This window comes from Serinicoccus chungangensis (genome assembly GCF_001483745.1).
Lineage (GTDB): Bacteria > Actinomycetota > Actinomycetes > Actinomycetales > Dermatophilaceae > Ornithinicoccus > Ornithinicoccus chungangensis_A.
Genome location: NZ_LQBL01000030.1, coordinates 21,516 through 45,761 on the forward strand (window position 1 = coordinate 21,516; position 24,246 = coordinate 45,761).

Here is a 24,246-nt window from a genome sequence, read left to right on the forward strand (position 1 = left end):
CCCGGGCCGCAGGTCCACGCCGCGGACGGGGTGCTGCCTCAGCCGCGGGAGGCGACCTGCTCGTCCAGCTGCTGCAGCTCCCGCAGCCCGGCCCGGACGACCTGCTCGTTGCCGCTGCGCAGCTTGGCCACCGCCTTCCTGACCTCGCCCGGCGTGATGCCCGCGGCGCGGGCCTCCCGCAGGTGCTCGGCGCTGGTCAGGTCCATGTCCAGCACCGCCGAGGCCTGCGACCGGATGCTCGGTGCGGGCACCGGCTGCGCCTGCGGCTGCGGCAGGCTGCGGGCCGCCACCGAGCCGAGGCCCAGCGCCGGGGCCACCGCCGAGGCGTAGGCCCGGTTGCCCGCCCGGTTGGGGTGGAAGGACTCGTCGATGGGGAGGGTCAGGTTGTTGATCCACGCCTGGCGGTCGCACACGGCGTGGCCGGCGAAGTCGTCCCGGACCTCGACGTAGGTGAATCCGGCCGCGGTCGAGCGGGCGTCGATGAGCCGGTCCAGCTCGGCCGTGCCGGAGTTGAGCCTCGCCATCTCCCGGCCGGAGAAGAACGTGGCCCAGGAGCAGTCCTGGCCGTTGAAGAGGTAGGGGTAGCCCGCGACGGCCACCTCGGCGTTGGGCGCCCGCCCGGCGATCTCGCCGTAGACCTGGTCCAGGCGTCCGGGCAGCACCGTCCGCAGGGTGGCCAGGCTGTCGTCGATCTCGCCGTCGCAGTCGCTGATCCACCCGGGCAGCGCGCACTCGGTCAGGACGTCGGCGAACCCGACGTCGTTGCCGCCGATCGTCATGGACACCAGCGCGGTGTGCGCGTCGAGGGTGCCGAGCTGGTCGGCCAGGACGTCGGTCGTGTCGGCCCCCGAGCAGGCCTGGTAGTCGAGGTCGAGGCCCCGCTGACCGGCGATGAGCGCGGGGTAGCCGAGGGGCGAGCGGTAGCAGGAGTCGGCGCGGGCGTAGGTGCCCGTCCCGGCGGAGAAGCTGTCGCCCAAGGCGACGTAGTCGCCCTCGCTGCTCGCAGCCCGCGCGGGCGCGGCGGCGAGGGTGGCGCCCAGGGCGAGGGTGCAGGTCGAGGCCAGGAGGGTCCGTGTCGTCGTTGACATGAGCACATGCAAACACAGGCCTGCGACGCACCGCAGGGTTTCGCGTCCGCCGCCTGCCGCCGGGTCGCGTTCCTCGGGCCGCGGCGTCGCGGCGGCGCTACCGCAGAGGGACGAAGCGGTACCACCCCGGCGCCTCGCGCCGGTGCACCCGCCTCCCGCGCCGGCGCGCGAGGACCAGCCGGCCGTCCAGGGGCACGAGCAGGCGGCCGCCGTCGACCAGCTGCTCCACGAGCTCCTGCGGCCAGCGGGGGGCCATGGCCGAGACGAGGATCCGGTCGTAGGGCGCCCCCTCGGGCCACCCCAGCACGCCCGGCACCGCCGTCCGCACCGACGCCTGGGCCAGACCGGCCCGCCGCAACCGCCGCTCGGCCTCCTGCGCCAGCGGCGCCTCCAGCTCCACCCCGAGGACCGAGCCCGACGCGCCGACCAGCCGCGCGAGCACGGCCGTCGTCCACCCCGACCCCGCACCGACGTCCAGGACGCGGTGCCCCGACCGCACGTCCAGCAGCCGCAGCATCGTCGCCACGGTGCTGGGCTGGGAGCTGGTGGCCCCGTGCCCGATCGGCAGCGGCACGTCCTGCCCGGCCCGGTCCCGCAGCGCGGGCGGGAGGAAGTCCTCGCGCGGCGCCGCCTGCATCGCCTGCGCGACGGTGAGGCGTCGCGGCTGACCGGCACGACCCATGTCGTCGACCTCGGGGGAGCGGGAGCGGGGTGAGGCGCAGGATACGCCCGCACCGCGCCGGCCCACTCCCTGCGAGGACCCGGGCCGGACCGCCGACCTGGGACACGTCATACCTGGTGGCCGTGTGGACGTCGGGCGTCCGCCGCGAGAGGCTGGGGGCATGGCCGATGTCCAGGTGACCCGGAACGACGACCAGACGAGGTACGAGGCGCGCCTCGACGGCGCGCTGGTGGGGTTCGCCGAGTACCAGCTGACCGACATCCTCGTGGTGTTCACGCACACCGAGGTCGAGCCGGCCGCCGAGGGCCAGGGGGTGGGCAGCGCCCTAGCGCGGCGGGCCCTGGACGACGTGCGGGCCCAGGGGACCCGGACGGTGCTGCCGATCTGCCCCTTCATCAAGGCCTGGATCGACCGGCACCCCGACTACGCCGACCTGCTCTACTCCGGCCGTCAGGCCTAGATTCCGCCGCCCCTCCAGTGTCGCCCGGTTGACAACATACAACTAGTTGGTTGTATGTTGTGTCCATGGACCACCCCTCCGAGGACCGCGCGGACGCGATGTTCCACGCGCTCGCCGACCGGACGCGACGCGACATCCTGCGCCGTGTGCTGGCCGGGGAGCACTCGGTGTCGGCCCTGGCGGCGAGCTACGACATGAGCTTCGCCGCCGTCCAGAAGCATGTCGCCGTGCTGGAGCGCGCCGGCCTGCTCACCAAGCGTCGCCGCGGCCGGGAGCAGCTGGCCAGCGGCGACGTGGAGGCCGTGCGCTCGGTCTCCTCGATGCTCACCGAGCTGGAGCACCTCTGGCGCGGGCGCATCGACCGCATCGACACCTTTCTCGAGGAGCACTGACATGCCCGTCACCGACGTGACCACCGACACCGACAGCCGCACCATCACGATCACCGCCGAGTTCGCGGCACCGGTCGAGCGCGTGTGGGAGATGTATGCCGACCCCCGCCAACTGGAGCAGGTCTTCGGCCCGCCCTCCCACCCGGCGACCTTCGTCGACCACGAGCTGGCGGAAGGGCGCACCACGAGGTACTACATGACCGGCCCCGAGGGCGAGAGGTACGGCGGACTCTGGGAGATCACCGGCGTCGACGCCGGTCGCAGCTTCACCTTCGAGGACCGCTTCGCCGACCCGGAGACCTGGTCCCCGGCCGAGGGGATGCCGGTGTCCCGCAACACGTATGCCTTCGAGCAGGTCGACGGCGGCACCCGCGCGACCTTCACCTCGGTCTACGACTCCGCCGAGGGCCTCCAGCAGGTGCTGGACATGGGCGTCGAGGAGGGCGCCACCGAGTCGATCAACCAGATCGACGGGTTCCTGGCGGCCTGAGCTCGGCGGTGCCCGGGGTGCGGGGCGGGTCCGACGACCCCCGCACGCCGGGCACCGCTGCTAGCGTGTCCTCTGCTGCGCGAGGAGAGGTGGGGCGATGGCGGGGGACGACGAGGTCGTCATGGTGAACAACACCTACAAGGACGCTGTCCGCAGCGCGCGGGCGACGTGCGTCAGCCCGGCCGCGCGCCTGGAGGACGCCCTGCGTGCCGCGCGTCGCGCCATGGACGCGGGGGCCTGGCAGGGCCCCATGGGCGAGGACTTCTCCGGGGAGCTCAACACCTACCGGAGCAAGCTCAACGAGGCCGGACCTGCGGCGCTGGACGACTTCGACCGGGTCATCTCCGGTCAGCCGGAACAGGTGCCGTCGACGGCCTGGCAGGTGCGCTGGCAGCGCATGGGACTGCGCTGAGGTCGGCATGGCGCTCGTCAGCATCGACATCGGGGCCATGGAGGAGCTCGTCACCGACATGACGTCGGCCTACGACGAGCTCCCCTCCGACGTGAGCACCATCCGCGGCCGGCTGGACCACGTCCTCATCGGCACCGGGTCGGTGGCCCAGGTCGACTTCGGGTCGGCCATCTGGACGTGGATGGGTGACCGCATCCGCGACCTCAACCGGCGCCTGGCCCTGGCGCGCCTCATCGCCGCCAGCACCCCGGGCATACCGGGCGTGGGCGTCGTCGAGATCGACGAGAGCTACGTCAGCGACCTGTCGCAGGCGGAGGTCGACGCCCTGGCCGAGGAGGTCGAGGTGCTCATGACGCCGGCGGAGTTCGCCGACCCGCAGGACATCGACCCGCGGCTGCTGGAGATCCTCGCCGAGCACGCCCACGACCCCTACTTCGCCTCCGCCGTCGCGGGGCGGGTCCCGCCCGCGACGCTGGACCAGTACCTCCAGAGCATCTCCTCCTACCGCGAGTTCCACGCGCGGACCCCGGAGGAGGCCACCGACTTCGACGGCCGCTACGACGCGCTGCTCAACGGGCTCGGGATGACCTACGGGCTCGCCTCCCAGGGCGAGGGCGACCTCGAGGTGCCGGGGATGAGCGAGGCGTGGGCGGACGCCATCGAGGACGTCCCGCCGATCAGCGGCCGGGCGCAGCGGCTGTCCCTGGTCATCTCGCGGGGCACCTTCTCCACCGACCTGCTCACGACGGTCCACGACCGGATGGTCGACCTGGAGGGCGACGACGGGGCGGAGTACTGGACCTCCATGGGGTTCGTCTTCGACCCCGACCCGAGCAAGAGCCCCGCCACCAACCTGGTGACGGACCCGTTCGGCGGGCTCTACCAGGGGATGGGCAACAACCCCGAGGCCCTGCGCCAGGTCTTCGCCGAGGGCGAGACCATCACGGTCGAGACCGACGACGGACCGGTCGAGGTGAACGCCCGGCTGTGGGAGACGATGCGCTTCCGCGGGATGGACGAGTATGCCGTGTCCCAGCTGGTCGCCGGGCTCCAGACCGGGTTGGCGGCGCCGCCGGTGGAGGGTGCGGACGCCTGGCAGCCGGGGCTGGTCGAGGACCTCGAGGGCTCGATCGCGGCGATCGAGCGGGAGGCGCGGATCGCCGAGGAGAACCGGCCGCCGTGGTACGCCCAGGCCGGTCACATCGTCCTCGACGTCCTGGGGATGGTGCCGCTCGTCGGCGAGCCGGCCGACGTGCTCAACGGCCTCTGGTACACCGCCGAGGGCAACTACGTCGACGCCGGGCTGTCCTACGCCGGGGCGGTGCCGGTGGTCGGGTGGTTCGCGGTCGGCGGCAAGTGGGTCAAGCGCGCGCTGACGGTCGAGGAGCTCGCCTCCATCGAGCGGCTGGCCGCCAGCGGCACCGACGTCGGCCGGCTGCTGCCCGGCGGCCGGCTGGCGGCCTCGGCCGACGAGCTGGCCGACGCCGCGAACTTCACCACCGACGCCTTCCTCACCCCGGCCGAGCTACGTCGCTTCGGGGACCGGCCGTGGCTCCAGAACATGGTCGCGGGCAACAGGTTCGACACCTACATGACCCCGAGCTACCCGCACAACCAGGTCTACCTGCAGGCGCCCGGCGGGTCGGGCTACGTCCGGCTGGACAGCTACGTCCCCGGCGAGGAGATCATCTCCCGCAAGCTCACCCAGCTCGGTGACGTGCAGCCGAGCACGGCGTTCAGCTACATCGACGAGCTGGTGACGAAGTACCCCGACTCGGCGAGGGTCGCCGACGTGCCCTCGACGCAGATGTCGGGCTTGGCAGGTCAACGACTCCAGGGCGAGATGGTGCTGCAGGTGCCGCCCCAGGCCGGAGGGACGATCCCTGACGAGGTGGCTGAGTACGCCTTCGAGAACGGCGTCCATATCATCGACATCAACGGCTTCGACTACACCGCCCACCTGTTCGACTGAGGAAGCGAGACACGTGCCCTACCGGTATGGCCAGAGATGGCATGGAAAGCTGCGCAAGCCCATCGGCGAGATCACCGAGGCCGAGGCTGAGCGGCGATTCACCCACGGCCCGTTCTTCTCGGTCAGCAGGGTCGACGATCTTTCCGGCGGCGCGGTCCCCGACTTCACGCTCAGCATCGACCCTGACGGGATGTACGTCGGCAGCGTCTTCTACGACGAGTTCGGCTCGGAGGTGAAGAAGTACCACTTCGACGAGGAGGCGGGCCGTCCTGGCCACCTGTTCCTCCGGGAGGTCGTGGTCACGGTCTACCCCGACGGGCAGGACAAGTGGCTGTCGCTCCGCGACTCCAAGGCGCACCGGTCTTTGCTCTTCCAGCCCGACGGACGCGCCCGCTCCTACCTCGCCGTCAAGGGTGAGCCCGCGGCCAAGGTCGAGGAGTTCACCGGTGTCGACGTCTCGGCCCACTGGGTGCCGATGATCACCTTCGGCGACTGGGACCGCTTCGGCGAGCACCGGGAGCCGGGACTGGGCGACTGAGCGGCTGAGCGGGACACCATGACCTACCGGTACGGGCGCGACTGGCACCCCGTCCTGCGCAAGCCGATCCAGGAGATCAGCGAGGCGCCGGCCCGGAAGCGCTTCGCCGACGGCCCGAGCCTCTCGGTGAGCAGGGTCACCGATCCCTCCGGTGGCGTGGTGCCGGACTACACGCTCAAGATCAACCCCGAGGGGATGTATGTCGGGACCGTGTTCTACGACTCGTTCGGCTCGCAGGTGAAGCACTACCACTTCTACGAGCAGGCCGATCGTCCCGGCGAGCTGTTCTTGAGCGGTGTCACGGTGCACGTCTACCCGGACGACCAGACGACGTGGCTGTCGCTCAGGGACTCCAAGGCGCATACCGCCTTCACGTTCAAGCCCGACGGGTGGGCCCGTTCCTACCTTGCGGTCAAGGGTGAGCCCGCGGCCAAGGTCGAGGAGTTCACCGGGGTCGACGTCTCGACCCACTGGGTGCCGATGATCACCTTCGGCGACTGGGACCGCTTCGGTGAGCACCGCGAGCCGGGGCTGCCCGGCTGAGCGACGCGCACCCGTGCGGGCCGCGCAGCCGATAACACTCAGGCCCGGGGCGCGCGGGCCTCGGGACGCTCAGATCTCCTCGCCGTCCCGGACGGCCTGCGCGAAGGCAGCCATCGAGGGGTACTCCGCCAGGTAGGACCACTGGCCGCGCGGCTCGGGCGTCGCTCCCCAGCCGGGGCGGGCGTGGCGACGGTTGATCCAGACCGAGTCGAGCCCGCGCCGGGCGGCCGGGACGTGGTCGTGGAAGAGGCTCTGCGCGACGTGCAGGTGGTCCTCAGGGGCGATCCCGAGGTCCCGCAGGGTGGCGTCCAGCGCCAGGAAGTGCGGGTCGGCGGGCTTGTACGCCCCGACGTCCTGCGCCGTGACGACCGCGGACGGCGTCATGCCGAGGTGGCGGTTGCTGCCGGCGAAGCCCTCACGGTGCACGTTGGACAGGATGATGAGCGAGAACCGCTCCGCCAGCGAGGCGAGCGCCTCGGCGGAGTCCTCGAACGCCGGCCAGTCGGGCACCGAGGAGCCCAGCCGCTGCCTCCACCCCTCGTCGACCTGGACGCCGAGCGCCCGACCGGTGCGCGCGAACGCCCGGGCGAGCACCTCCGGGTAGAGCGTGCGCGGGTGCTCGCGCGCCACGTCGGCCTCGTTCCGGGCATACTCGCGCAGCAGCTCCTCCTCGCTCAGGCCCAGACCCACCTGCGCGGCCCAGGGGACGAGGACGCCGCCGATCCCGGCCTCCCAGTCGATGAGCGTGCCGTAGACGTCGAAGCTCAGCGCGCGGTAGTCCTGGAGCCGCATCACCGCGCCTCACCCTCGGCGGCCTCGAGCGGCTGGTCCTCGAGGTTGCGTCGAGACCCGGGGGTGAGCAGGCTGACGACCATGAGCGTGACCAGGGTCGCGGGCAGGGAGACCAGCACCGAGTTGACGTCCCCGGGCTGACCCAGCTGCTCCCAGGTGATGGTGAGGACGACCGCGACGCTCATCGAGGCGATCGCTCCCCACTTGGTCGCCCGCTGCCAGAAGAAGATGGCGAGCACCGGCGGGGCCAGGGCCACGCCGTAGACGGTGTAGGAGTAGAGCTGCAGCTCGAGCACGGTGGGGAAGAAGCGCCCCAGCACGTAGGCGACCGCGGCGATGGCCAGCACCGCGAGACGGTGCACCTTGAGGCGCCCGGCGTCGTCGAGCGGCACCCCCATCATCCGCTGCACGGCGTCGTAGACGACGTTCCCGGCGCCGGAGAGCAGGAACGAGGACCCGGTGGTGATGATGAAGGCCAGGGCCCCGCCGAGCAGCAGCCCGCCGATGACCACCGGCAGGTAGCCCTCGCCCGCGAGGGACAGGATGGCGGTGTCCGGCGCGATGTCGGGCAGGAGCACCACGGCCGCCGAGCCGAGCAGCGCCACCGGCACGGTCACGAGGAAGCTGGTGAAGAAGAACCCGGCGGTCGCCTGCTTGGCCTCGTCCTCGCTGCGCGCCGCGTCGAGCCGCTGGTACATGTTCTGGTCGGCCAGGATGAGCAGGAAGAGCGGGAGGAAGTAGCCCAGCAGGGCCAGGGCCGGGAGCCCGCCGGAGAGGGTGGTGTGGGTGTCCGGCATCCCCTGCCAGTAGGCGTCCCACCCGCCGATGTCCCGGCCCAGGATGATCGGCAGCGCCACGAGCAGGCTCACGACGATGACCATGGCGGAGACGAAGTCGCTCCAGGCGACCGACCGCAGCCCGCCGCCCACCGCGAGGAGGGTGATGATGACGGCCACGAGGATCGCGCCGCCCTGCGGGGACAGGGGCGTGATGACGCTGATGATGTAGCCGCCGCCGGTGAACTGGTAGGCGGTGATGCCGGTGTAGGCGAGGATGGTGATGAGGGCCGCGATGATCCGCACCGCCACGCCGTAGCGCCGCTCGAGCAGCTCGGGCACGGTGTGGGCGGCCGAGCGGCGGACCCGCTTGGCGATGAAGTAGAGGACGACGATGCCGACCGGGGTTCCCGCCATGAAGAAGATCGAGGCCAGGGGCCCGAAGGTGTAGGCGAAGCTCGCCCCGCCGATGATCGTCCCGGACCCGACCCACGTGGCCAGCAGGGTCCCGATCATCACCGGCTTGGGCAGGCTGCGGCCGGCGAAGAGGAAGTCGTCCCCGGTCGCGGTGTACTTGCGCCGGCTGAACCAGACGCCGATCCCGACCATCAGGGCCAGGTAGAGCACCAGGATGGTGACGTGCACGGGCTGCATGACAGACCTCCCACAGGGACGGGATGGGACCGCCGGGCCCGGCGGACGTTGCACGCCATCCAACCGCGAGCGCCACCAGATTGCAACAACTATTGCACCTCGGGCAGCAGTCCGTCCTTGTCGCGGGGGAAGAGACCGAAGTCGCGCCAGAGCTCGTCGGCGGCGTCGGTGGCCCTGGTCGCCGCCCCCGGGTCGGCCGCCACGATGGCGGCCACGACCGCCTGGACCACCGTCACCGTCGGCACCAGCGAGGGGAAAATGCTGGCCCCCTCGCTCGGGACCATGACGAACTCGTCGGCGAGCGCCGTGATCCCCGGGCGGGCGTGGTCGCCGACGACGACCAGCCGCACCCCCCGGTCACGGGCGAGCCCCGCGATCTGCAGCAGGTCCCCGGGCGTCCGCCACAGGTGGAAGATCACCAGCGCGTCCCCCTCGCGCAGCGTCGCGAAGGCGTTGAGCAGCGCCGTGCCGCCCGCCCGCTCCAGCCGGACGTCGTGCCCCAGGGTCTGCGCCAGGTGAGCCAGCTGCAGACCGGGGGCCGCGAAGCTGCCCGACCCGAGGACGAGGGTGGTGCGGGCGGCCATGATGATGGCCGCCACCCGGGCGAGCTGGTCCTCGTCGAGGAGGGTGCCAAGGTCCCGCAGGTTGTGCAGGTCCTGACGCACGGCGGACTCCCCGGCACCCTGCGCCTCCCCGTGCTCCTGCAGCACCTCGGAGGCGGAGAGCAGCGACAGGTAGCGGGACCGGACCTCTGCCCGCAGCTGCGGCCAGCCGCTGAACCCGACGAGCTGGGCCGCACGCACGACCGTGGCGGGGTTCACCTCGGCGAGGTCTGCCGCCTCCTGGACCGAGGCATACGACATCTGGCGCGGGTGCGTGGCCAACGTCCTCAACACCTCCTGCACCCCCCGCCCCGGTGCACGTGCCCCCAGGCGCGCCGCCACCCACGGCGGCACCTCGCTGACGGACATGGTGACATTGTGCAACATTTCTTGCGGGACTGTGGCAGGGTGAGGCAGGAAGTCCGCGAGAGGAGACCACCAGTGGAACCGCATACCGTCGTCCTGCAGGGAGGCAGCGTCTGCGACGTCACGGCCGGGGAGGCCGTCCGCGCCGACATCGTCATCAGCGACGGGGTGATCCAGGAGGTGGGCCCCGACGTCACGCCACCGCGGTCCGCCACCACGATCGACGCCACGGGCCTGTTCGTGAGCCCCGGTCTCATCGACGCGCACGTCCACGTCACCGCCGGGACCGCGGACCTGGCCGCGCAGGCGGAGTTCTCCCCCTTCTACGTCGCGGCCCAGACCCAGGGCATCCTGCGGGGGATGCTCGAGCGCGGCTTCACCTCGGTGCGCGACGTCGGCGGGGCGGACCACGGGGTGGCGGCCGCGGTCGCGGACGGGCTGTGGGCCGGGCCCACCGTCTTCTTCGGGGGCAAGGCGCTCTCGCCGAGCGGCGGCCACGCCGACCTGCGCAGCGCCGGTCGCCAGGTCGTCGACAACCACGTCTGCTGCCCCAACATCGGCACCCTCTGCGACGGGGTCGACGAGGTCCGCCGCGCCGCCCGCAACCAGCTGCGCACCGGCGCCGACCACGTCAAGATCATGCTCTCCGGCGGCGTGGCCTCCCCGACCGACCGGGTCGACTCGCTGCAGTTCTCGGTCGACGAGATCGAGGCCGTCGTCGAGGAGGCCGCCAACGCCAACCGCTACGTCACCGGTCACGCCTACACCGCGCGCGCCGTCAACCGCGGGCTGCAGCTGGGCCTGCGGTGCATCGAGCACGGCAACCTCATCGACGCCTCCAGCGTCGCGCTCTTCCGCGAGCACGACGCCTTCCTCGTGCCGACCCTGGTGACCTACGACTACCTGAGCAAGGAGGGCGCCGAGGCCGGTCTGCCCGCGGCGAGCCAGGCCAAGGTCGGCGACGTGCTCGAGGCCGGGCTGCACGCCCTGGACCTCGCGAGCAAGGGCGGGGTGAAGATCGCCCTCGGCACCGACCTGCTGGGCGCCATGCACCGGCACCAGAGCCACGAGTTCACGATCCGGTCCCAGGTCCAGACTCCGGTGGACATCCTGCGCTCGGCCACCCTCGTCGGTGCCGACCTCGTGGGGCAGCCGGGTCGGCTGGGCACGGTTTCGGAGGGCGCGACGGCGGACCTCGCGCTCTGGCGCAGCGACCCGCTGCAGGACGCCGGCGTCCTGGCGCAGCCCGCGGCCCAACTGCGCATGGTGCTCCAGCGCGGCGTCGTGGCGCACGAGGCCTGACGCCCGGAACGGCCCCTCCGGGCCGCACCCCGCACCCCGCACCCCGCATCGCCGGCTCGGCACGGTTCCTCTGTCGGTGCGCAGCTCGCGGCACGACCTCGACGCGGGCAGCCCCCGGAGCCACCGGAGGAGGAGCCGCCCCTGCTGTCGATGGGTGCCCCATGCGCCCCACGAGCCCCGCGAGCACCATGGTGCGGGGACGATCGCGGATGACGCACATATACCGCCGTCTTCCGGACGTATCCTCGCACCCTGTGACTGGTACGGCTGCTGCGATCCGCGAGGCCGGACAGGACGCGGCGGCTTGCGAAGGGGCGAGCCATGACGACCTGGCGGCCTGCGAAGGGGGGGCGAGCTCTGCCGGACCGGCGGCCTGCGCAGGGGCGGGCCGGTGGCGCGGCGGCTTGCGCAGGGGGCGAGCCATGACGACCTGGCGGCCTGCGCAGGGGCAGGCCGGTGGCGCGGCGGCCTGCGCAGGGCCGGCCCGGTGGCGAGCCGTGACGGCTCGGTGCGGATCCTCTGTCCGTGCGCAGCTCGCGGCACAGTCCTTGAGCCCCATGCGCCCCACGAACCTGGCGAGCACCACCGTGCGGGGACGATCGCGGACGACGCAGATATACCGCCGTCTTCCGGACATTTACCCGCAGCTTGTGATTGGTGCGGCTGCTGCGATCCGCGGGAAACGGACAGGACGCGGCAGCCCGGGAGGTGGCGGGCCATGACGGCGGGCTGCCGGGCTCACGGGAACAGCGAAGAGCCCCAGTGATCGAGGATCCCTGGGGCTCTTCCGGTGTGCGCGAGGGGGGAGTTGAACCCCCACGCCCTTGCGGGCACACGGACCTGAACCGTGCGCGTCTGCCTATTCCGCCACTCGCGCGAGTGCCGAGCAAGATTAGCACGGGCGGAGGGTGCGGCCCGAATCGTCGACCCTGTCCGAGGCCCCCGAGAGCCACCGCCCCCGCCGTCACCGCACCCCCCAGCCTCCAGGCTCCTCCCACGGTCGGCAGATACCATCGAGGCGCCAGCCAGTGCCGTGACGAGACCGAGGAGCAGGACGTGGGTGTGTTCGACAGGCTCGAGCGGGGTCTCGAGCGCGCCGTCAAGCAACCCTTCGCCAAGGTCTTCAAGGCCGAGGTGCAGCCGGTCGAGATCGCCTCGGCGATGCGCGGCGCCATGGACGACCGGGCCGCCGTCCTGGGCCCCGGGCGCACCATGGTCCCCAACGTCTTCACCGTCGAGCTGGCCGAGTCCGACTACGAGCGGCTCGCGTCCTACGAGCACGCCCTCACCGACGAGCTCGTCGCGGCGGCGGAGGACCACGCCGACGCGCAGAGGTATGTCGCTCCCGGCCCGTTCGAGGTCCGCCTCGTCTCCGGCGACGAGCTGGAGACCGGCATCTTCCGGGTCCGCCCGACGGCCAAGGACGGCCGTCAGGGCGCCGGGCGCGGAGGGGCGCGCGAGTTCGCCCAGGCCCAGCGCGCCCGGGACGAGCGGCGCGAGGCCCAGGAGCGCGAGCAGCGCGAGGCGGACGCGCGACGCACCGCCGCGGAGGCGCGCCAGCGTGACCACGACCGCGCCGACCACGACGCCGACGCCTACGAGGAGTCGGCATACCGCCGACCCGCCGCCGAGCGTCCCCGCCTACGCCGCTCCGGCCCCGCGCTGACGATCGACGGCCGGCAGGTGCCGCTCACCGCGGCCGTCACCACCCTCGGGCGCGGCGAGGACTGCACGCTCGTCGTCGACGACCCGGGCGCCTCCCGCCGGCACGCCGAGATCCGCATCAGCCACGACGGGCCGCACCTGCAGGTCATCCTGCGCGACCTCAACTCCACCAACGGCACCTACCTCAACGGTGAGCAGGTCGGCAGCGAGGAGCTGCGCTCCGGCGACCGCATCACCCTGGGACGCACCCACATCACGGTCCACCTGGAGGGTTGATGGGTGAGCTGACCCTCAACCTGCTCCGCCTCGGGGTGGTCGTGCTGCTCTGGGCCTTCGTCGTCGCGGTGGTGGGCGCGCTGCGCGGCGACCTCTACGGCACCCGGGTGCTCACCCGCAACGCGGGCCCGACCCGCAAGCCGGAGTCGCGCTCGGACCGCAAGCAGCGGCGCAACACCCCCACCCACCTGGTCGTCACCGAGGGCCGGCTGCGCGGCACCTCGGTGCCGCTGCACGACGCCGGGGTCCTCGTCGGGCGCAACCCGGAGTGCTCGCTCGTCCTCACCGACGACTACGCCTCCGGCCGGCACCTGCGCATCTACCCCGGCGCCGACGCGTGGTACGCCGACGACCTCGGCTCCACCAACGGCACCGAGGTCAACGGCCAGCGCATCGGGACCGGGGCCCGGCTCGACCCGGGAGCGCAGATCCGGATCGGCCAGACCGTCCTCGAGCTGCGTCGTTGAGCATGGCCCTCGCCCTGCGCTACGCCGCGCGCACCAACATCGGCCTCGGCAGCAAGTCCCGCAACGAGGACTCCGCGTATGCCGGTCCCGAGCTCCTGGTGCTGTGCGACGGCATGGGCGGGCACGCGGCGGGCGACGTCGCCTCCTCCCTCGTCGTGGGGGAGCTCGTGCACCTCGACGGGGAGTCGCACGGCGCCGACGACGCCCTGGACATCCTCGAGCACGCCCTCGAGGAGGCCAACAACCGGCTGGCCGACGTCATGGAGGTCTACCCGGACTCCGACGGCATGGGCACCACGTGCATCGCCATGCTCCGGGTCGACAGCAAGCTCGCGGTCGCCAACATCGGCGACTCCCGGGCCTACCTCCTGCGCGGGGGCCGGCTCACCCAGATCACCACCGACCACTCCTTCGTCCAGAAGCTGCTGGACGAGGGGCGGATCAGCCAGGAGGAGGCCCAGCACCACCCCCAGCGCTCCCTCGTGACCCGCGTCTTCACCGGGCGCCCGGAGGACCACCCGGACCTGTCGCTGCGCGAGCTGCGCGAGGGCGACCGGGTGCTGCTGTGCAGCGACGGGCTCACCGACTACGTCTCCACGGAGGTCGTCACCGAGATCCTCGCCGAACCCGGCCGCACCCCCGGTCAGGTGGCCGACGCGCTGGTGCACACCGCGCTGCGCGCCTCGACGCGTGACAACGTCAGCGTCATCGTCGCCGACGCCGTCTCGCCCGGGGAGGGCACGAGCAAGCCCCAGGTGGTCGGGGCCGCCAGCGAGCGGCGCGGCACCCGCCCGCTGAGCCACCTCAGCCCGGCGGAGAAGGCCGCCGCCCTGTCCCGTGAGGCCGCGGGCACCTCCGAGATCGCCGAGGCGCCGCTGCTGGCCGAGGAGCAGTCCCGGCCCTGGGTCCGCTGGCTGCGGCTGGCCGGGATCGGTGTCGCCGTCGCCGCGGTGCTCGTCGCCGGGGGCTGGGCCGCCTGGACGTGGAGCCAGCAGCAGTACTTCGTCGGGGAGCAGGACGGGCGGGTGACGATCTACCGCGGGATCTCGCAGGACCTCGGGCCGGTGCGGCTGTCCACCGCGGAGGAGCAGACCGACGTGCTCGTGGAGGACCTGCCGGGCTACTACCAGGAGCGGGTCCAGGACACCCTGTCGGCGGACGGCCGCGCCGGTGCCGACCGCGTCGTCGCCGACCTGCGCGCCCTCACCCCGGCGGCCTGCGTCCCGACCGTGCTGCTGCCCGACGGGACGACCGCCACCGAGATCCCGGACGACATGGACACGACCACCGCCGACAGCCTCCCCGACGCACCGGGCGGCGGCTCGCCCGTCGACGACCTGCTGCGCGAGTCCCTGGAGCTGGGCAGCGGAGCCCTCGCCGGCCCGGGGGACGCCACCTCCGGCGCCACGCCCACCGGCGCCGAGGACGGGTCCCGACCCACCGCGACGGTCGTCTGGCCGGAGGGATGCCCGTGAGCGCCACGACCCCCACCCCCTCGACCGTCACCAGCCTCGCGGTCCGCAGCGGCCGCACCATCGAGCTGCTGCTGCTCGTGCTCGCCGTGGGCATCGTCACCCTGGCCTACGTCGCGGTGAACCTCACGGTCACCGGCGAGCTGCCCACGGACGTCTGGTGGCACGTGGGCATCTACGCCGCGCTCGCGGCGGGTCTGCACGTCGTGCTCCGCCTCCGCGCCAGGTATGCCGACCCCCTCCTCCTCCCGCTCGCCACGCTGCTCAACGGCCTGGGTCTGGTGATGATCCACCGCATCGACCTCGTCCCGGGCCAGCTCGGGACCTCCGGGGTCGCCAGCCGGCAGCTGCTGTGGACCGGGCTGGCCATGGCCATCGCGGCGGGGGTGCTGGTCCTGCTGCGGGACCACCGGGTCCTGCGCCGCTACACCTACATCGCCATGGCCCTCGGCTTCGTCCTCCTCCTCCTGCCGATGCTGCCGTTCATCGGGGAGACGGTGAACGGCTCGCGCCTGTGGATCCGGATCGGGCCGTTCAGCTTCCAGCCCGGCGAGCTCGCCAAGATCGCGGTGGCCGTGTTCTTCGCCGGCTACCTCGTGTCCACCCGGGACGCGCTCTCGCTGGTCGGCCGCCGGGTGCTCGGCCTGCAGCTCCCGCGCGCCCGGGACCTCGGCCCCATCCTCGTGGCCTGGTCCCTCTCGGTGCTCATCCTCGTGCTGCAGCGCGACCTCGGCTCCTCGCTGCTCTTCTTCGGGCTGTTCGTCGCGATGCTCTACGTCGCGACCGAGCGCACCAGCTGGATCGTCATCGGCCTGGCCCTCTTCGCCTCCGGTGCGGTGCTGGCCTGGAGGTTGTTCAGCCACGTGCAGAGCCGGGTCACGCTCTGGCTGGACCCGTTCGCGCCCGACCAGTCCGACCAGGTGGCCAAGGGGTTGATGGGGCTGGCCCACGGCGGCATCTTCGGAGCCGGTCTGGGCAACGGCTACCCCTACATCACCTACTACGCCAACAGCGACTACATCGTCGCCAGCTTCGGGGAGGAGCTCGGCATGGTGGGGCTGTTCGCCCTGCTCATGCTCTACGCCCTGCTCGTGGAGCGCGGGCTGCGCACGGCGATCGGGTCCCGCGACGGGTTCGGCAAGCTGCTGGCCGTCGGACTGTCCTTCACCGTCGCGCTGCAGGTCTTCGTCATCGTCGGGGGCATCACCCGGGTCATCCCGCTGACCGGGCTCACCACCCCCTTCCTCTCCGCCGGCGGCTCCTCGCTGCTGGCCAACTGGATCATCGTGGCGCTGCTGCTGCGGATCAGCGACGCGGCCCGGCGGCCCATCTCCGAGCGTCGCCAGGACCCGAGCATCGACGCCGCCGAGCGGGCGGAGGCACGCCGATGAACACCCCCGTCCGCCGGCTGGCGCTCGTCGTCTTCGCGATGTTCACCGCCCTGCTGCTGGCGACCACGTGGATCCAGTTCGTGCAGGCCGACGACCTGCGCGACCGCGCCGGCAACCGGCGCACCCTCATCGAGAACTACAGCCGCGACCGCGGCGCCATCCTCGTCGACGGCAACCCCATCGCCTCCTCCGAGCCGACCGACGACGAGCTGGAGTGGCTGCGCCGCTACCAGCAGCCGTCGCGGTATGCGCACGTCACCGGCTACTACTCCTTCACCTACGGCGCGGGGCTGGGGCTGGAGCGCGCCGAGGACTCGCTGCTCGCGGGCACCGACGACAGCCTCTTCTACCAGCGGCTGTCCGACGTGGTCACCGGCAGGCCGGCCTCGGGGGCCAGCCTCGAGCTCACCATCGACCCCGACGTGCAGGCGGCGGCCGTCGAGGCGCTGGGCGACCGGCGCGGGGCGGCGGTCGCGCTGGACCCGCGGACCGGGGAGATCCTGGCGATGGTCAGCCGCCCCAGCTTCGACCCCAACGCGCTGTCCAGCCACCGGCTCAGCGCCGTCGACGAGGCCTACACGGCCCTTATCGAGGACCCGGCCGCCCCGCTGACCAACCGCGCGATCGGCGGCGACCTCTACCCTCCCGGGTCGACCTTCAAGCTCGTCGTCGCCGCGGCGGCGCTGGAGTCGGGGGAGTACGAGCCGGACACCGAGCTGGAGGGTGGCCTGACCTACACCCTGCCCGGCACCGAGACCACGCTGCCCAACTTCGGCGGCGCCGCCTGCGACCCGGAGGACCGCCCGACCCTCGCCGAGTCGGTCCAGGTCTCGTGCAACACCTCCTTCGCCTGGCTGGCCGGTGAGCTGGGCGCCGACGCCATCCGTGAGCAGGCCGAGGCCTTCGGGTTCGGCGAGCCGCTCGATGTCCCCATGAGCGTCACCCCCTCGATCTACCCGGACACCCTCGACGACGCCCAGCTGGCGCTGACCGGCATCGGCCAGTTCGAGGTGCGGGTGACGCCGCTGCAGGTGGCGATGATCTCGGCGGCGATCGCCAACGACGGCGTGCTGATGACGCCATACCTCATCGAGGAGGTGCGCAACTCCGACCTGGAGGTCATCGAGTCCGCCGAGCCGCGCACCCGTTCCCGGGCCGTCTCCAGCCAGACGGCCGCAGAGCTCACCGACATGATGGAGCTCGTGGTCGAGCAGGGGTCGGGCCAGTCCGCCGCGCTGCCGGGGGTCCAGGTGGCGGGCAAGACGGGCACGGCGGAGTATGGCGACAGCGGCGCCGCGCACGCGTGGTTCACCGGCTTCGCGCCGGCCGACGACCCGCAGATCGCGGTCGCGGTCATCGTCGAGTCGGCCACCGACAACTGGACCGGGGAGACCGGTGGACAGGTCGCGGCGCCGGTCGCCCGGGCCATGCTCGACGCAGGAGTGGAACGATGAGCGAGGACCCCACGCAGGCCACCCCACGCCCCGACGACCCCCCGGCCTCGCAGCGGGTGCTGGGCGGACGCTACGAGCTCGGCGACCTCATCGGCCGCGGTGGCATGGCTGACGTGCACCTGGGCCACGACCTGCGGCTGGGCCGGCCGGTGGCGATCAAGGTGCTGCGCACCGACCTGGCCCGGGACTCCTCCTTCCTCGCCCGGTTCCGGCGCGAGGCGCAGTCGGCCGCCGGCCTGTCGCACCCCGCCATCGTGGGTGTCTTCGACTCCGGCGAGGAGGCGGTGGTCGAGTCCGGCGGAGCCACGGTGCAGGTGCCCTACATCGTCATGGAGCTGGTCGAGGGCAAGACCTTGCGCGAGCTGCTCAACGAGCAGCGCACCCTGGACCCCGACGAGGCGGCACGGATCACCGCCGCGGTGCTCGCGGCGCTGGAGTACGCCCACGAGCGCGGCCTCGTGCACCGCGACATCAAGCCGGCCAACGTCATGGTCACCGAGGCCGGTGCCGTGAAGGTCATGGACTTCGGCATCGCCCGGGCCATCGCCGACACCGCCGCCACGATGACGCAGACGCAGGCCGTCATGGGCACCGCGCGCTACCTCTCCCCCGAGCAGGCCCAGGGGCTGGACGTCGACGGGCGCTCCGACCTGTACTCCGTCGGGTGCCTGCTCTACGAGCTGCTCGCCGGGCGCACGCCGTTCCAGGGCGACCCCGTGTCACTGGTCTACCAGCACCTGGGCGAGGCACCGAAGGCGCCGTCCACGCACGCGGCCCGGCTGCCCCAGGCCCTGGACGCCGTCACCCTGCACGCGCTGGAGAAGAAGCCGGAGGAGCGCTACCAGGACGCCGCCGCCTTCCGCGCCGACCTCAACGCCGCCCGGGCGGGCGAGCCGGTCTCGGCCGCGGCCCGCTCCACCTACGACCGGGTCCTCGGGTTCGGCGTGGCCGGGGCGGGGGCGGCCGCCGCGGCCGCTGCCGCCGCCAGCCGTGCCGGGGCCGCCACCCAGGCGGTGCCCGCCGCCGGTGCGGGCGGCCAGGGGGCAGCGGCCTATCCCGAGGAGCCCACGGGCATCTTCACCCGGGCCGAGGAGGACGACCGCTACGAGCGGACCGACGAGCTGCCGGTGCGCGAGCGCCGACACCCGGGTGCCGCGCTGATGCTGGGGGCGCTCGCCCTGGTGGCGCTGGCCGGGGTCGCCTGGGTCCTGGTGCAGGTGATGGGGCCGGGCGGCGACGACGGGCCCGAGATGCTCGTCGTGCCGAGCACGGTGGGCAGCACGGAGGCGCAGGCGCGGACCACCCTGACCGCCGCCGGCTTCACCGTGGCCGAGGACGTCGTCCAGCGCAACAGCGACGAGGAGCCCGGCATCGTCATCGAGCAGGACCCGCCCGGGGGCGAGGCGCCCCGCGGCGAGGAGGTGGAGCTCACGGTGTCGGCCGGGCCGCAGGCCCGGACCATCCCACGCCTGCAGGGGCTGGAGGAGCAGGCGGCCAGGGACCTGCTCGAGCGCGAGGGATTCAGCAACGTGCGGGGCGAGTCCGAGGAGACCGACGACCCCGACTGGGAGGAGGGGCAGGTCGTCTCCAGCGACCCCGAGGAGGGCGAGGAGATCACCCCGGACGAGCTCATCGTGCTCACCGTGTCCAGCGGCGAGGTCGAGGTGCCCGACGTCGTCGGCCTCGACCAGAACGAGGCGGTGCTGCTCCTGGACGAGCAGGCCCTGCAGTGGGAGGTCACGACGCGGCGCACCGGCGAGGAGGATGCCGGCACCGTGCTCGAGCAGTCGGTCGAGGCCGGGGACACGGTCGAGCAGGGCACCACGGTCGAGCTCGTCGTCGCGACCGAGCCCGTCGAGACCGCCACCGAGGTCGTCACGGAGTCGGTGACGGTGACACCCACCCCGGAGCCGACCGAGGACCCGACCACCGAGGAGCCGACGGAGGAGCCCACCGAGGAGCCGACCGAGGAGCCCACGGCCCCGCCGGAGCCGACCGAGCCGCCGGAGCCCACGGAGCCGGGGCCACCGGAGGACCCGGGGCCGCCGGAGGACCCGGGACCGCCGGAGGACCCGACCGACTGACCGGGACCGCGCGGGTCAGCGGGATTCGACCACCTGGGCGTGGGTCGGCTGGACCTGACCGGCGTAGGCGGGGAGCTCGGTCTCCCCGAGGTCGGCGACGGCATACCCGAGACCGACGGCGTCGGCCCAGTCGCGGTAGGTCGCGACGACCGGGTCGGCCGCGAGCGCCGCGGTGAGCGCCTCGGGGTCCCCGACGGCGGTGACGGTGAAGGGCGGGGAGTAGACCCGGCCCTGGAGGTAGAGGGTGTTGCCCACGCACTGCACCGAGCTGGTCGCGACGATGCGCTGGTCCTGCACCATGACCGCCTCGGCGCCGCCGGCCCACAGGGCGTTGACCACGCCCTGGAGATCCTGCTGGTGCACGACGACGTCGTCGACCGAGTAGCCCTCGGGCAGGGTGTCCAGGCTGTAGCCGGCGTCGTCCAGGGTCACGCTCACCGCCGGCCCGGAGACGGCGGTCGCGCCCACCCCTACCGCCAGCTCCTCCGCCTGCTGCTGGTCCACGGCGGCGGCGCTGGTCGCCTGCTCGGCCCGGAGCCGGTCGACGTCCTGGCGCAGCTCGTCGGCCCGGGCGCTGAGCTCGCGCACCTCGAGGTCGCGCTGGGTGATGAGACCGACCAGGTCCCCCGGCTCCGGGCGTGCGTCGCGGGCGAGGGAGGCGCTGGTGCCGAAGAGCAGCCCCGCGGCCAGGCAGACGAGGGTGACCCCGACCGTCCTGCTCCGGGCGCGGCGCGGTGTCACCGCGGCCCCCGGCCCCCCGCTGCGCTGATCGGTCATGGGTCCCAGCCTATCCGGCGGGTATCCTGACGGCTCCCACCACGAAGGAGTCGACGTGCCCGAGTCCCGAGGCCGAGAAGGCGCCCGCAAGCGCGCCCAGCGCACCAGCCAGACGGAGCCCAGGACCCAGAGCCTGCCGAGCAACCCCTCCTGGTTCGTGCCGGTGATGTGCGCGCTGATGATCATCGGCGTGCTGTGGGTGGCCGTCTTCTACATCACCGGCGGCCTGTGGCCCATCGAGTCGATCCGCTACTGGAACCTCGGGATCGGCATGGGTCTCATCATGATCGGCTTCGGTATGGCGACCCAGTGGCGGTAGTCGTCCACAGGTTGTCCCCACGATGGGGATAACCACACCGGTGTAACTCCGCCGGTAGGCGGGGTCCTCTCAGCCGGGCAGCCCGAGGGCAGCAGGGCCCAGGACCTGCCACAGCCGCAGCCCCGCCAGCAGCAGGAGCACCACCAGCACGCCGGCCAGCGCCGGCCAGGCCATCGCCCGGCGCCGCACGGCCCGCGGGGAGCGGCCGGGCGCTGAGGTCAGGAGCATCAGCCCCCCGATGGCCGCGCCGGTCACGGCGCCGCCGATGTGGGCCTGCCAGGCGATGCCGCCCACGAAGAACGGCAGGGCCAGGTTGATGCCGATCATGACCAGCAGTCCCGTCGGCACCCCGCCCCGGCGCCAGGCCAGGACGATGTAGAGGAACAGCAGGCCGAAGATGGCGCCCGAGGCGCCGACGACGGGCCGCAGCCACCCGGGGTCGGGGGCCGCCAGCACCAGCACCCCGACCGACCCGCCGACGGCGCAGACGAGGTAGGCCACGGCGAAGCGCGCCCGCCCCAGCGCCTCCTCCAGCAGCGGCCCGACGGCGAAGAGGATGTAGAGGTTGAAGGCGATGTGCAGCAGGCTCTGCGGGGAGTGCACGAAGGCCGAGGTGACGAGCCGCCACGGCTCCGCCCCGGCGAGCACGCCGACGAAGGCCAGCTCGCGGGTGACCGCGGGGTTGGCGAGCTGCGCGACGTACACCACCAGGCACAGGCCCATGAGCGTCCAGGTGACCATCGGCCGGCCCTGGCGCACCGGGGCACCGAACCGCGTCCGGGCCACCGGCGCCGAGCGAGCACCCTGCGACACGCAGTCCACGCACTGGACCCCCACCGCCGCGGGACGCTGGCAGTCGGGGCAGGTCGGGCGCTCGCAGCGCTGGCACCGGATGTAGGAGGTCCGGTCGGGGTGCCGGGGGCACACGGGCGGGCCCTCCGGCGTGCCGCCGTCACGCGGCGGGACCCCCGGGGCGTCGGCCGCAGACCCGCTCACCGGCTCACCCGGGGCTCAGCCGTCGACGCTGACCCGCTCGATGACGACCGGCTCGGCCGGCTTGTCACCGGCACCGGTCGGCACCGCGGCGATCGCGTCAACGACGTCGCGGGAGGCCTGGTCGGCCACCTCGCCGAAGATGGTGTGCTTGCCCTGCAGCCACGGGGTCGGCTCGACGGTGATGAAGAACTGCGAGCCGTTGGTGCCCTTGCCCATGCGCTTGCCGGCGTTGGCCATGGCGAGCATGTAGGGCTGGGTGAAGGTGTGGTCGGGGCTGATCTCGTCGTCGAAGGTGAAGCCCGGGCCGCCGAAGCCCTCGCCCATCGGGCAGCCACCCTGGATCATGAAGCCCGGGATGATGCGGTGGAAGGACAGGCCGTCGTAGAACGGCTGCGGGTTGCTCCGGCCGGCGTCGTCGGAGTACTCCTTCTCCCCCGTGGCCAGGCCCGTGAAGTTGGCGACCGTCTTGGGGGCCGCGTGCTCGAAGAGCACCAGCGCGATGTCGCCGTGGTTGGTGTGCAGCGTGACGTTCATGGCCCCAGTTTCGCACGGTCACCGGAGCCCGCGTGCCTGGCGGGTGAGGTGGAGTTCGAGGGCGCGACAGGGCAGGATGGGCCCAGACCGACAACAGGAGGGACAGCACGTGTTCTTCAAGACCGATGCCGAGCGGGCCGCGACCCAGGCCAGCCGCGCCCGGCAGGACGCCTCCGAGGCCGGTGCCAGCGCCGCGTCCGGCGCTCGCAACCTGGGTGCCGCCGTCCTGGCGACCCTCGCCGAGGTGACCGCCCCGCAGGACGACACATCCGGGCGCAAGCACGCCCAGAAGGCCCGAGCCAAGGCGCTCAAGGCCGCTCAGCAGGACCGCGAGTCGGCGGCCAAGGCGGCGGCCAAGGCGCGCGCGGCCGCCGGGCAGGCGCGCCAGCACAGCCGGTCGGCCCTGGAGAAGCAGAGCAAGAAGGCCGGGGGCCGCGCCGCCGCCGCGAGTGCCGTCGCGACCGACCGCGCCTCCCGGCTCGCCGAGGACCTCCGCAGCCAGAGCGAGGAGGCGACCAAGAAGGCCCGCAAGCAGGGCAAGCAGGCCGCCAAGGACGCCCGCAAGCACGGTGAGAAGGCGGCCAAGAACGCCGCCAAGCAGGGCAGGAAGACCGCCAAGAGCGCCCGCAAGCAGGGCAAGCAGGCGGTCGAGGACGCGCGCCACCAGGGTGACGTCCTGCGCGAGCAGGGCCTCCACGCCGTGGACGTGCTGCGCGACCGCTCCGCCGCCGCCCTCGACCACGCCGGCCCCGTCGGCGAGGCCGCCGTCGCTCGGGCGGGCGCAGGCGCCGCGGCGCTCGCCGGCCTGGCGGCCGCCACCCGGGACCGCGCGGTCTCCGGGGTGGACCACGGCATCGACGTCGCCGTGCCGCGCGCCCAGGAGGGCATCGCCGGCGTCGCTCCCGCGGTGGACCACGTGCGCGACCTCATCAACGACGAGCTGCTCCCGAAGATCCAGCAGATGCTCACGGACATGCAGGTCGGCAAGGACCGCCTGCTGGCGCAGGAGGAGGGCGTCGTGGCCGCGGTGACCGGGGCGCCCAAGCCCCGGAAGCGCCGGGGCGGGGCCCTCATCACCCTGGGCCTGCTCGCCGCCGCCGGCGCCGGGCTCGCCTGGTGGCTCGCCCAGCAACAGCAGCCCGCCGCCGACCCCTGGGCCGCCCAGGAGAAGCGCGACCCGTGGGCCGCCAGCACCTCGACCACCACCGCCTCCTCGGCGACCGCCGCTCCCGCGACGACCACCGCCGCGACGGCGGGTGCGGTCGGGTCCACCCCAGAGAAGGAGACGACCATGAGCAACGACGCTCAGGACACCCCCGGCGACCGCCCGGTGGCCGATGACGCCGCCGCGGGTCCGGACGAGACCGTGGCAGCCCCGTCGCTCAGCGAGGACGGGTCGCCGAAGATGCTCGACACCGAGCAGATCGACGAGCTCGGCAGCGACCAGGCCGCCCCCGTCGAGGAGCAGGGCGAGGGCGAGGCCCCCACCGAGGAGATCCGCGCCGCCCAGGCCCGCCAGGACGAGTCCCTGCCGCACGCCGGCGACGGCGACAGCGACGGCGACGGGGAGACCCCCACGCGGGTCTGAGACACCGATCCACCCCGGCCGGACCAGACCGGCACGAGGCGCCCACCACCACGGTGGGCGCCTCGTGCACGTCCGGCGACACACCCTCCACCTCCCCGACCTGCAGCGACGGCGCACCTAGATTGGGCGCCAGCGGTTCCCGGGTCGGTCGACG

General features: G+C 72.9%; 24 protein-coding genes and 1 tRNA gene. 16 read left to right on the forward strand and 9 right to left on the reverse strand.

The window, feature by feature from the left end; genetic code table 11:
• Positions 1–38 precede the first annotated feature (38 nt).
• Entirely contained in the window at positions 39–1,088 is a 1,050-nt protein-coding gene (locus AVL62_RS12320) for an SGNH/GDSL hydrolase family protein (RefSeq protein WP_058891965.1), read from the reverse strand.
• 97 nt (positions 1,089–1,185) lie between these two features.
• Complete coding sequence (locus AVL62_RS12325; protein WP_058891966.1) at positions 1,186–1,770, reverse strand: protein-L-isoaspartate O-methyltransferase family protein; 585 nt, start codon at positions 1,768–1,770, stop codon at positions 1,186–1,188.
• Between the two features lie 160 nt (positions 1,771–1,930).
• Here AVL62_RS12325 and AVL62_RS12330 point away from each other — a divergent pair, with 160 nt between their 5' ends.
• The 7 genes from AVL62_RS12330 (at position 1,931) to AVL62_RS12360 (ending at position 6,577) form a co-directional block, all read left to right on the forward strand.
• On the forward strand, positions 1,931–2,230 hold the full coding sequence (locus tag AVL62_RS12330) for a GNAT family N-acetyltransferase (protein WP_058891967.1): 300 nt from the start codon (positions 1,931–1,933) through the stop codon (positions 2,228–2,230).
• Positions 2,231–2,295: 65 nt separating this feature from the next.
• Positions 2,296–2,622, forward strand: coding sequence for an ArsR/SmtB family transcription factor (locus tag AVL62_RS12335; protein WP_058891968.1), 327 nt, complete (start codon positions 2,296–2,298; stop codon positions 2,620–2,622).
• A 1-nt stretch (position 2,623) separates the two neighbouring features.
• On the forward strand, positions 2,624–3,112 hold the full coding sequence (locus tag AVL62_RS12340) for an SRPBCC family protein (protein ID WP_058891969.1): 489 nt from the start codon (positions 2,624–2,626) through the stop codon (positions 3,110–3,112).
• A gap of 97 nt (positions 3,113–3,209) precedes the next feature.
• Entirely contained in the window at positions 3,210–3,524 is a 315-nt protein-coding gene (locus tag AVL62_RS12345; RefSeq protein WP_058891970.1) for a hypothetical protein, read from the forward strand.
• 7 nt (positions 3,525–3,531) lie between these two features.
• The gene (locus AVL62_RS12350) at positions 3,532–5,496 is read left to right on the forward strand and encodes a hypothetical protein (protein ID WP_058891971.1); all 1,965 of its coding nucleotides are present in this window, start codon (positions 3,532–3,534) and stop codon (positions 5,494–5,496) included.
• Between the two features lie 13 nt (positions 5,497–5,509).
• Positions 5,510–6,034, forward strand: a complete 525-nt coding sequence (locus tag AVL62_RS12355; protein WP_058891972.1) for a hypothetical protein — start codon at positions 5,510–5,512, stop codon at positions 6,032–6,034.
• Between the two features lie 18 nt (positions 6,035–6,052).
• Positions 6,053–6,577 (forward strand): hypothetical protein, encoded by a 525-nt coding sequence (locus AVL62_RS12360; RefSeq protein ID WP_058891973.1) that lies wholly within the window; start codon positions 6,053–6,055, stop codon positions 6,575–6,577.
• A gap of 69 nt (positions 6,578–6,646) precedes the next feature.
• Here the strand turns inward: AVL62_RS12360 and AVL62_RS12365 are convergent, their stop codons facing one another.
• The 3 genes from AVL62_RS12365 to AVL62_RS12375 form a co-directional block, all read right to left on the reverse strand.
• Positions 6,647–7,369, reverse strand: a complete 723-nt coding sequence (locus AVL62_RS12365; RefSeq protein WP_058891974.1) for an HAD-IA family hydrolase — start codon at positions 7,367–7,369, stop codon at positions 6,647–6,649.
• Positions 7,369–8,799 (reverse strand): sodium:solute symporter family protein, encoded by a 1,431-nt coding sequence (locus AVL62_RS12370; protein ID WP_058891975.1) that lies wholly within the window; start codon positions 8,797–8,799, stop codon positions 7,369–7,371. The genes AVL62_RS12365 and AVL62_RS12370 overlap by 1 nt, the downstream gene beginning before the upstream one ends.
• An 89-nt stretch (positions 8,800–8,888) precedes the next feature.
• The gene (locus AVL62_RS12375) at positions 8,889–9,770 is read right to left on the reverse strand and encodes a MurR/RpiR family transcriptional regulator (RefSeq protein WP_161937886.1); all 882 of its coding nucleotides are present in this window, start codon (positions 9,768–9,770) and stop codon (positions 8,889–8,891) included.
• A 72-nt stretch (positions 9,771–9,842) separates the two neighbouring features.
• Between AVL62_RS12375 and AVL62_RS12380 the strand changes: the two genes are divergently transcribed.
• Positions 9,843–11,069: a metal-dependent hydrolase family protein gene (locus AVL62_RS12380; RefSeq protein WP_058891977.1), complete on the forward strand. Its 1,227-nt coding sequence runs from the start codon at positions 9,843–9,845 to the stop codon at positions 11,067–11,069.
• A 793-nt stretch (positions 11,070–11,862) separates the two neighbouring features.
• Here the strand turns inward: AVL62_RS12380 and AVL62_RS12385 are convergent.
• Positions 11,863–11,946, reverse strand: a tRNA-Leu gene (locus AVL62_RS12385).
• A 179-nt stretch (positions 11,947–12,125) separates the two neighbouring features.
• Between AVL62_RS12385 and AVL62_RS12390 the strand changes: the two genes are divergently transcribed.
• From AVL62_RS12390 to pknB, 6 genes are read left to right on the forward strand one after another with little or no spacing between them, the layout of a single operon-like run.
• Entirely contained in the window at positions 12,126–13,010 is an 885-nt protein-coding gene (locus tag AVL62_RS12390; RefSeq protein ID WP_058891978.1) for an FhaA domain-containing protein, read from the forward strand.
• Entirely contained in the window at positions 13,010–13,477 is a 468-nt protein-coding gene (locus AVL62_RS12395) for an FHA domain-containing protein FhaB/FipA (RefSeq protein WP_058891979.1), read from the forward strand. Before AVL62_RS12390 ends, AVL62_RS12395 begins: the two co-directional genes overlap by 1 nt.
• A 2-nt stretch (positions 13,478–13,479) precedes the next feature.
• Entirely contained in the window at positions 13,480–14,952 is a 1,473-nt protein-coding gene (locus tag AVL62_RS12400; RefSeq protein ID WP_058891980.1) for a PP2C family protein-serine/threonine phosphatase, read from the forward strand.
• Positions 14,943–16,340 (forward strand): FtsW/RodA/SpoVE family cell cycle protein, encoded by a 1,398-nt coding sequence (locus AVL62_RS12405; protein WP_058891981.1) that lies wholly within the window; start codon positions 14,943–14,945, stop codon positions 16,338–16,340. Before AVL62_RS12400 ends, AVL62_RS12405 begins: the two co-directional genes overlap by 10 nt.
• Positions 16,337–17,794, forward strand: coding sequence for a peptidoglycan D,D-transpeptidase FtsI family protein (locus tag AVL62_RS12410; protein ID WP_058891982.1), 1,458 nt, complete (start codon positions 16,337–16,339; stop codon positions 17,792–17,794). The genes AVL62_RS12405 and AVL62_RS12410 overlap by 4 nt, the downstream gene beginning before the upstream one ends.
• Complete coding sequence (pknB, locus tag AVL62_RS12415; protein ID WP_058891983.1) at positions 17,791–19,878, forward strand: Stk1 family PASTA domain-containing Ser/Thr kinase; 2,088 nt, start codon at positions 17,791–17,793, stop codon at positions 19,876–19,878. The genes AVL62_RS12410 and pknB overlap by 4 nt, the downstream gene beginning before the upstream one ends.
• Before the next feature lie 15 nt (positions 19,879–19,893).
• On the opposite strand, the gene AVL62_RS12420 is transcribed toward pknB, so the two are convergent.
• The gene (locus AVL62_RS12420) at positions 19,894–20,655 is read right to left on the reverse strand and encodes a DUF881 domain-containing protein (RefSeq protein ID WP_083518930.1); all 762 of its coding nucleotides are present in this window, start codon (positions 20,653–20,655) and stop codon (positions 19,894–19,896) included.
• 55 nt (positions 20,656–20,710) lie between these two features.
• On the opposite strand from AVL62_RS12420, the gene AVL62_RS12425 reads away from it, so the two are divergent.
• On the forward strand, positions 20,711–20,974 hold the full coding sequence (locus AVL62_RS12425) for a cell division protein CrgA (RefSeq protein ID WP_058891984.1): 264 nt from the start codon (positions 20,711–20,713) through the stop codon (positions 20,972–20,974).
• 69 nt (positions 20,975–21,043) lie between these two features.
• On the opposite strand, the gene AVL62_RS12430 is transcribed toward AVL62_RS12425, so the two are convergent.
• Complete coding sequence (locus tag AVL62_RS12430; RefSeq protein ID WP_058891985.1) at positions 21,044–21,970, reverse strand: rhomboid family intramembrane serine protease; 927 nt, start codon at positions 21,968–21,970, stop codon at positions 21,044–21,046.
• A 15-nt stretch (positions 21,971–21,985) separates the two neighbouring features.
• Positions 21,986–22,504 carry a peptidylprolyl isomerase gene (locus tag AVL62_RS12435; RefSeq protein ID WP_058891986.1) on the reverse strand — a complete coding sequence of 173 codons (519 nt, stop codon included), beginning with the start codon at positions 22,502–22,504 and terminating at the stop codon, positions 21,986–21,988.
• Between the two features lie 109 nt (positions 22,505–22,613).
• Here AVL62_RS12435 and AVL62_RS12440 point away from each other — a divergent pair, with 109 nt between their 5' ends.
• Positions 22,614–24,092 (forward strand): hypothetical protein, encoded by a 1,479-nt coding sequence (locus tag AVL62_RS12440; protein ID WP_058891987.1) that lies wholly within the window; start codon positions 22,614–22,616, stop codon positions 24,090–24,092.
• The last annotated feature ends 154 nt before the right edge of the window (positions 24,093–24,246 follow it).

What these genes read in the sequence shown, in the direction of transcription:
- AVL62_RS12320 (WP_058891965.1), bottom strand. Translation starts at nt 1,088, where the DNA reads ATGTCAACGACGACACGGACCCTCCTGGCCTCGACCTGCACCCTCGCC.
- AVL62_RS12395 (WP_058891979.1), top strand. Translation starts at nt 13,010, where the DNA reads ATGGGTGAGCTGACCCTCAACCTGCTCCGCCTCGGGGTGGTCGTGCTG.
- AVL62_RS12420 (WP_083518930.1), bottom strand. Translation starts at nt 20,655, where the DNA reads ATGACCGATCAGCGCAGCGGGGGGCCGGGGGCCGCGGTGACACCGCGC.
- pknB (WP_058891983.1), top strand. Translation starts at nt 17,791, where the DNA reads ATGAGCGAGGACCCCACGCAGGCCACCCCACGCCCCGACGACCCCCCG.
- AVL62_RS12330 (WP_058891967.1), top strand. Translation starts at nt 1,931, where the DNA reads ATGGCCGATGTCCAGGTGACCCGGAACGACGACCAGACGAGGTACGAG.
- AVL62_RS12365 (WP_058891974.1), bottom strand. Translation starts at nt 7,369, where the DNA reads ATGCGGCTCCAGGACTACCGCGCGCTGAGCTTCGACGTCTACGGCACG.
- AVL62_RS12345 (WP_058891970.1), top strand. Translation starts at nt 3,210, where the DNA reads ATGGCGGGGGACGACGAGGTCGTCATGGTGAACAACACCTACAAGGAC.
- AVL62_RS12335 (WP_058891968.1), top strand. Translation starts at nt 2,296, where the DNA reads ATGGACCACCCCTCCGAGGACCGCGCGGACGCGATGTTCCACGCGCTC.
- AVL62_RS12350 (WP_058891971.1), top strand. Translation starts at nt 3,532, where the DNA reads ATGGCGCTCGTCAGCATCGACATCGGGGCCATGGAGGAGCTCGTCACC.
- AVL62_RS12410 (WP_058891982.1), top strand. Translation starts at nt 16,337, where the DNA reads ATGAACACCCCCGTCCGCCGGCTGGCGCTCGTCGTCTTCGCGATGTTC.
- AVL62_RS12325 (WP_058891966.1), bottom strand. Translation starts at nt 1,770, where the DNA reads ATGGGTCGTGCCGGTCAGCCGCGACGCCTCACCGTCGCGCAGGCGATG.
- AVL62_RS12400 (WP_058891980.1), top strand. Translation starts at nt 13,480, where the DNA reads ATGGCCCTCGCCCTGCGCTACGCCGCGCGCACCAACATCGGCCTCGGC.
- AVL62_RS12370 (WP_058891975.1), bottom strand. Translation starts at nt 8,799, where the DNA reads ATGCAGCCCGTGCACGTCACCATCCTGGTGCTCTACCTGGCCCTGATG.
- AVL62_RS12435 (WP_058891986.1), bottom strand. Translation starts at nt 22,504, where the DNA reads ATGAACGTCACGCTGCACACCAACCACGGCGACATCGCGCTGGTGCTC.
- AVL62_RS12405 (WP_058891981.1), top strand. Translation starts at nt 14,943, where the DNA reads ATGCCCGTGAGCGCCACGACCCCCACCCCCTCGACCGTCACCAGCCTC.
- AVL62_RS12340 (WP_058891969.1), top strand. Translation starts at nt 2,624, where the DNA reads ATGCCCGTCACCGACGTGACCACCGACACCGACAGCCGCACCATCACG.
- AVL62_RS12375 (WP_161937886.1), bottom strand. Translation starts at nt 9,770, where the DNA reads ATGTCCGTCAGCGAGGTGCCGCCGTGGGTGGCGGCGCGCCTGGGGGCA.
- AVL62_RS12360 (WP_058891973.1), top strand. Translation starts at nt 6,053, where the DNA reads ATGACCTACCGGTACGGGCGCGACTGGCACCCCGTCCTGCGCAAGCCG.